This is a genomic window from Shewanella sp. A22 (assembly GCF_053850585.1).
The window spans coordinates 24,361-30,675 of the sequence record NZ_JBSQBN010000046.1; the positions used below are offsets into that span (position 1 = coordinate 24,361).

At 39.8% G+C, this 6,315-nt stretch carries 7 protein-coding genes; all 7 read left to right on the forward strand.

All coding sequences use genetic code 11. From position 1 onward, the window contains the following. Positions 1-9 precede the first annotated feature (9 nt). On the forward strand, positions 10-1,716 hold the full coding sequence (gene pilB / locus ACWXWT_RS10320) for a type IV-A pilus assembly ATPase PilB (protein ID WP_456041500.1): 1,707 nt from the start codon (positions 10-12) through the stop codon (positions 1,714-1,716). Positions 1,717-1,814: 98 nt separating this feature from the next. Continuing rightward, positions 1,815-3,080 carry a type II secretion system F family protein gene (locus ACWXWT_RS10325; RefSeq protein WP_456041501.1) on the forward strand — a complete coding sequence of 422 codons (1,266 nt, stop codon included), beginning with the start codon at positions 1,815-1,817 and terminating at the stop codon, positions 3,078-3,080. A 32-nt stretch (positions 3,081-3,112) separates the two neighbouring features. Further along, positions 3,113-4,027: a prepilin peptidase gene (locus ACWXWT_RS10330; RefSeq protein ID WP_456041502.1), complete on the forward strand. Its 915-nt coding sequence runs from the start codon at positions 3,113-3,115 to the stop codon at positions 4,025-4,027. Beyond that, entirely contained in the window at positions 4,024-4,653 is a 630-nt protein-coding gene (coaE, locus tag ACWXWT_RS10335) for a dephospho-CoA kinase (RefSeq protein ID WP_456041503.1), read from the forward strand. The genes ACWXWT_RS10330 and coaE overlap by 4 nt, the downstream gene beginning before the upstream one ends. Further along, positions 4,646-5,380 carry a cell division protein ZapD gene (gene zapD / locus ACWXWT_RS10340; RefSeq protein WP_456041504.1) on the forward strand — a complete coding sequence of 245 codons (735 nt, stop codon included), beginning with the start codon at positions 4,646-4,648 and terminating at the stop codon, positions 5,378-5,380. Before coaE ends, zapD begins: the two co-directional genes overlap by 8 nt. Before the next feature lie 42 nt (positions 5,381-5,422). Further along, positions 5,423-5,635 carry a DNA gyrase inhibitor YacG gene (gene yacG, locus ACWXWT_RS10345; RefSeq protein ID WP_456041505.1) on the forward strand — a complete coding sequence of 71 codons (213 nt, stop codon included), beginning with the start codon at positions 5,423-5,425 and terminating at the stop codon, positions 5,633-5,635. A gap of 22 nt (positions 5,636-5,657) precedes the next feature. Next, positions 5,658-6,056: an 8-oxo-dGTP diphosphatase MutT gene (gene mutT / locus ACWXWT_RS10350; protein ID WP_456041506.1), complete on the forward strand. Its 399-nt coding sequence runs from the start codon at positions 5,658-5,660 to the stop codon at positions 6,054-6,056. Positions 6,057-6,315 lie beyond the last annotated feature (259 nt).

Consider the following 6,315-nt stretch of genomic DNA (forward strand, 5'->3'; position numbering starts at 1 on the left):
GGAGCCCCCATGTCTTCTACTAACTTACATTTAGGATTATCGACACTTTTCATTCGCAAAGGACTACTTAGCGAAGAGCAATTGTCTAATGCTATATCGGAATCAAGAAAGTCGAAACATTCTTTAGTTAGTACACTAGTTAAATCCAAAGTTTTATCATCGCGCGAAATAGCGGAATTGTGCTACGAAGAATATGGTACCCCGTTGCTTGATTTAAATGAGTTTGATGTTGTGAGTATCTCAGAGGATATTCTTAACAAAAAACTGATTGAAAAGCATAAATGTTTGCCTTTATTTAAGCGCGGTAATCGCCTCTATATTGCGACCTCAGATCCAACTAACATTTCAGCTCTTGAAGATTTTCAATTTAGCTTAGGTTTACATGCAGAAGCTATTCTTGTTGAAGATGATAAGCTGCTAAAAGCACTCGAGAAGATCATTGAAGACGATATTTCAGGTTTAGACTTAGCAGGGGCAGACGAAGAAGCGCTTGCCAATATGGAGGTCACGGATAGCGAAAGGCGAGATGAGCCCACAGGCGAAAGCAGCGATGATGCCCCTATTGTTATTTATATTAATAAAATCCTTACCGACGCTATCCGCAAAGGGGCTTCTGACTTACATTTTGAACCCTACGAAAAACGTTACCGTATTCGCTTTCGTATCGACGGCATCTTACATGAAGTATCTGAGCCACCAGTTAACCTGTCCAACCGAATTTCAGCCCGTTTAAAGGTAATGTCAAAACTCGATATTGCAGAACGTCGCGTCCCGCAAGATGGCCGTATAAAAATGAAACTGTCGCGAACCAAATCTATCGATTTTCGTGTCAGTACCTTGCCCACCATTTGGGGTGAGAAAATTGTAATGCGTATATTAGATTCATCATCCGCGCAGCTCGGTATCGAAAAACTTGGCTATGAAGATGATCAACGTCTATTGTACGAAGAAATGCTCGCCAAACCTCAAGGCATGATTCTAGTGACCGGTCCAACTGGGTCTGGTAAAACCGTTTCTTTATACACCGGCCTTAATATACTTAATACAGAAGAGCGAAACATATCTACAGCTGAAGACCCGGTTGAAATTAATCTCGAAGGCGTTAACCAAGTTCATATTAATTTAAAAGCCGGTTTAACTTTCGCATCAGCGCTAAGGTCTTTTTTACGCCAAGATCCCGACGTGGTGATGGTGGGTGAGATCCGAGATTTAGAAACGGCAGAAATCGCCATAAAAGCAGCCCAAACGGGCCATTTAGTATTATCAACGCTGCACACCAACTCTGCAGCAGAAACGTTAACCCGTTTAATCAACATGGGTGTACCAGGTTATAATATTGCAAGTTCAGTGAATCTAATTATCGCTCAAAGACTATCAAGACGCTTGTGCCCTTCATGTAAGCAACCTGAAGATATTCCCGACGCAGAATTACGACGCTTAGGTTTTACTGAAGACGATATATTAAAAGGATTCACTGCCTTTAAACCGATAGGATGCGAACTTTGTTCAGGTGGGTATAAAGGCCGTGTGGGGATTTATGAAGTCATGAAAATGAGTGATGAGATTGCTCGCACTATCATGGAAGGCGGTAACTCGCTACAAATTGCCAGCCAAGCTAAACAACAAGGTATGCGCGATTTACGTCAATCGGGTTTACTAAAAGTCATTAATGGCATGACGAGTATCGCCGAAATTAACCGTGTGACGAGTTTTTAATTCAGCTATAGTAATTCAACCATTTAATGGATTGTTACTATTATATCTTAGTAACCATTATTTAATGCCAAAGTAGCTTAAAAAGAAGGACTTGCTAAATGGCTACAACAGCAAAAACAAAAAGAAAGCCAAAAGCGAAAAAAACAGCCAAGCACCAGCCGAAAGTATTCACCTACCAATGGAAAGGCATTAACCGCGATGGTCAACGCACTTCAGGTGAATTGAAAGGATCAACTATAGCTGAAATTCGCAGCGTGTTAAAAGCACAAGGTGTTACCCCTAAAGGGGTGCGCAAAAAATCTGCGCCATTATTTAAATCTGAGAAAAAGATTTCGGCAATGGACATTGCAATGATCACACGGCAAATTGCAACGATGTTAGCCGCAGGTGTTCCGCTAGTCACAACCATTGAACTACTTGGCCGAGGCCATGAAAAGGCAAAAGTCAGAGAGCTATTAGGAACCATTTTATCGGATGTTCAATCTGGCATCCCATTATCAGATTCACTCAGACCCCACAGATTATATTTTGACGATTTGTATGTTGACTTAGTCGCTGCTGGTGAACACTCTGGCTCCTTGGATGCTGTTTTCGATCGAATTGCGACGTATCGAGAAAAAGCAGAGCAATTAAAATCTAAAATAAAAAAAGCAATGTTTTATCCCGCTGCAGTGGTAATTGTTGCGATTGCTGTAACTGTATTACTTTTACTTTTTGTGGTACCACAATTTGAAGATATTTTTAAAGGGTTTGGTGCAGAACTGCCAGCATTTACTCAGCTTGTAGTAAGCCTATCTCGGTGGTTACAAGTCTCATGGTACTTCTTTCTCATTGCAATAATTGCAAGTATTTGGCTGTTCAAAAGAGCTCATAGAACCTCACAAACCTTCCGGAACAGAATTGATGAGTTAATATTAAGAATTCCAGCACTTGGGAATATTCTCCACAAAGCAGCAATGGCTCGATTTGCTCGTACATTATCGACGACTTTTGCAGCAGGTGTTCCGTTAATAGACGGTTTAGAGTCTGCAGCAGGCGCATCAGGCAACTACGTTTATCGCAAGGCGTTATTAAAAGTGCGCCAAGAGGTTATGTCTGGTATGCAAATGAATGTGGCAATGCGTACTACAGGTCTATTTCCCGACATGTTAATTCAAATGGTGATGATTGGGGAAGAGTCAGGAGGCTTAGATGAAATGCTTAATAAAGTCGCCAACATTTATGAAATGCAAGTTGATGATGCAGTTGATGGTTTATCTAGCCTTATAGAACCGATAATGATGGTGGTTATTGGTACTGTTGTCGGCGGATTGATTGTTGCTATGTACTTGCCAATTTTCCAGATGGGTAATATTGTTGGTTAACATAAAATAACACCTTAAATAAAAAAGAAAAAATGACTGAATTTATCTCTTTAATGAACCAATACCCGTGGGTATTTATTACTATTAGCTTTGTGTTTGCAGCCACAATTGGCAGCTTTATCAATGTCGTCATTCACCGCTTACCCGTTATGATGAAACGAGAATGGCAAAGCGAATGCAATTTCTATTTAAATGAATATCATCCTGACATAGTCAAACAAGTAGGCAACGAACGATTAAATAAAGCCATCGATCCTTATCCTGCAAAATACAATCTCGTTGTGCCCGGCTCTGCATGCCCTAAATGCAAAGCGAACATTAAACCTTGGCATAATCTACCTATTTGGGGATGGTTATCCCTTAGGGGAAAATGTGCTAATTGCAAAACAGCTATTTCAGTCAGATACCCTATTATTGAATTATTAACTGGGATATTAATTGCCACATTAGCTTGGCACTTCGGTCCAACATGGCAATTTTTTTATGCCAGTATTCTAACGTTTTTCTTAGTCGCTTTAACTGGCATCGACTTGGATGAAATGTTATTACCAGATCAACTCACTTTACCCATCCTTTGGTTAGGAATAATGATTAACCTTAAAGGTATTTATGCCAGCCCTGAAGATGCCATTATTGGCGCGGCGGCGGGTTACTTAAGCCTTTGGTCTGTATTTTGGTTATTTAAACTAGTTACTGGCAAAGAAGGCATGGGCTACGGTGACTTTAAATTGTTAGCAGTATTCGGTGCTTGGTTAGGTTGGCAGATGCTACCATTAATTATTCTATTATCTTCACTGGTTGGTGCTGTAGTAGGTATAACGATGATCATCGCTAAAAAGCTCAATAAAGGTAATCCCATTCCTTTTGGCCCTTATATAGCCGCAGCGGGTTGGATAGCGTTAATCTGGGGACAAGATATTCTTAACTGGTATCTAAGTACACTATGATTAAAGATAAGTTTGTTGTCGGACTGACTGGTGGTATTGCAAGCGGCAAAACTACTGTTGCTAAGCTATTTGCCGAATACGGGATAGACTTAGTAGATGCCGATATCATTGCTCGAGATGTTGTCGCTATTGGCTCAGAAGGGCTCAAAGCTATAACTGAACACTTTGGTAACATTATCCTGTTAGCCAATGGAGACCTCGATAGAGCCGCCCTACGAGCGCAAGTGTTCAATAATCCGCAACAACGTTTATGGCTTAATAATTTACTTCACCCCATGATCCGCAAAAAAATGCTCGACCAAGTTAAAGCATCGACTTCAGCCTATGTCATCATGGTTGTACCCTTGCTATTTGAGAATCAATTAGATAGTTTAGTTAATACAACTTTGGTTGTAGATATTACACCCGAATTACAAATTTCAAGGACGATGCAACGTGATGGTGTCAGTAAAGAACAAGTTGAGCATATTCTTGCAAGTCAAATAACGCGAGAACAACGACTAGCACTGGCTGATGATATTATCGATAATCAAGGAGAACACGAGCTGTTGCGCAGTCAAGTATTCAGTCTGCACCAACAATACTTACAATATGCAGCCAATTTAGAAACTAACGTCAATGACTGATTTAATCTACGAACAACCATTAAATGAAAAAATACGTAGTTATTTACGCATAGAGAATCTCGCCTTACAATTGCAGCAGCATGTTAAACAAGATAGCCAACATCAATGCTTTTCCCCTTTGTTTTCTCTTGCTGAGCTAACAGAACGCTGTGACTACCGCACTGATATATTAAAAGATATTGAAAAACAAATTCAATTAATTTCGCATTGGCAAACATACACAAGCGTTGATAATGTTCAAGTTGATCAACTTATTGAAAAACTCAACGCATTAAAAACACCACTGCAAACACAAGACAGAATTGGTTGTTGCCTTAAACAGGATAAATTTCTCTCTGCATTACGACAGCGAGTAAATATGACAGGTGCATATTGTAATTTTGATTTACCCCAGCTCCATTTCTGGCTGGGAAAAACATGGCAAACTAGACAGCAAGACCTCGAAGGTTGGCTTCACCAGTATCAGCCAATTTTAGCACCAATAACACTATTACTAGACTTGATAAGACACTCCGCTGATTTCAACTTGTATCACGCTCAAGCTGGATTCTATCAAGGTGACTCACCAAAACCGCTTTCAATAATTCGAGTAAAAATAAATCCAAACCAAAATTGCTACCCAACCATAAGTGGCCACCGAAATCGTTACGCCATTCATTTTGTAGATTTCAATTTACAACGCCATACAAGTAAAACTATTGAGTTCTCACTAGCAACCTGCTCGTAAACACATTACCATCACTAACAACATTAATAACCAAGTATGACTATGCCTTTAACAGTAGTAAATTGCCCTGTTTGCCACATCCAAGTGCAATGGAATGATAAATCACTATTTAAACCTTTTTGCAGTGAACGTTGTAAACTCATCGACCTTGGTGATTGGGCCAGCGAAAAGCATGTCATTCCAGTTAAGAATAGTATCGATCCTGATATGCTTGATGATATTGGATTTGAGGAAGAAGACTTCTTCAAACAATAAGTTCAATTAATAAGGACCAAACATGCAAAAAAGAATCCATGTTGCTGTCGGCGTTATCATAAATCAACATAAACAGATCTTAATCGCCAAGCGCCATGATCATTTACACCAAGGTGGAAAATGGGAATTTCCTGGGGGTAAAGTTGAAAAAAATGAAACGGTAACGCAAGCGCTGACTCGAGAATTGAAAGAAGAAGTCAATATTGATGTAAGCAGCACCACAGCATTTATGGACATCCGTCATGACTATCCAGATAAGCAGGTAAGACTTGATATTCACTTGGTGACAGATTTCGATGGCCAAGCCACTGGCGTTGAGGGGCAACAAATAGAATGGGTTGAACAACAAACCATCTCTGAATATGAATTCCCCGAAGCCAATAAGGCGATTGTAGATAAACTATTAACGTTACGTTTATAACCCCCAAAAAACCACCAGATTCTCCTGCTTATACCAATCCTATTAAATATGTGATCTTTCAGCGGGAGTTCAAAGAGCTGTAGGCAAGGCAGATGATTGAAGCGAATAGTGATTCTATTATGAAAGCATCTAATACCAATTATGATTAAAGTCTTCCCAGATTTGCCCAGTCTCTTTGGCATAGTTTTCTCACTCGGCTTTTACACGATATGAATCTATTCCACGCTAGACAGCAATACTCGACAATTTCGTTGTAATC

Excerpts from the sequence above, each read along its gene's own strand:
- coaE (WP_456041503.1), top strand. The coding sequence starts at position 4,024 with ATGATTAAAGATAAGTTTGTTGTCGGACTGACTGGTGGTATTGCAAGC.
- ACWXWT_RS10330 (WP_456041502.1), top strand. The coding sequence starts at position 3,113 with ATGACTGAATTTATCTCTTTAATGAACCAATACCCGTGGGTATTTATT.
- yacG (WP_456041505.1), top strand. The coding sequence starts at position 5,423 with ATGCCTTTAACAGTAGTAAATTGCCCTGTTTGCCACATCCAAGTGCAA.
- mutT (WP_456041506.1), top strand. The coding sequence starts at position 5,658 with ATGCAAAAAAGAATCCATGTTGCTGTCGGCGTTATCATAAATCAACAT.
- zapD (WP_456041504.1), top strand. The coding sequence starts at position 4,646 with ATGACTGATTTAATCTACGAACAACCATTAAATGAAAAAATACGTAGT.
- pilB (WP_456041500.1), top strand. The coding sequence starts at position 10 with ATGTCTTCTACTAACTTACATTTAGGATTATCGACACTTTTCATTCGC.
- ACWXWT_RS10325 (WP_456041501.1), top strand. The coding sequence starts at position 1,815 with ATGGCTACAACAGCAAAAACAAAAAGAAAGCCAAAAGCGAAAAAAACA.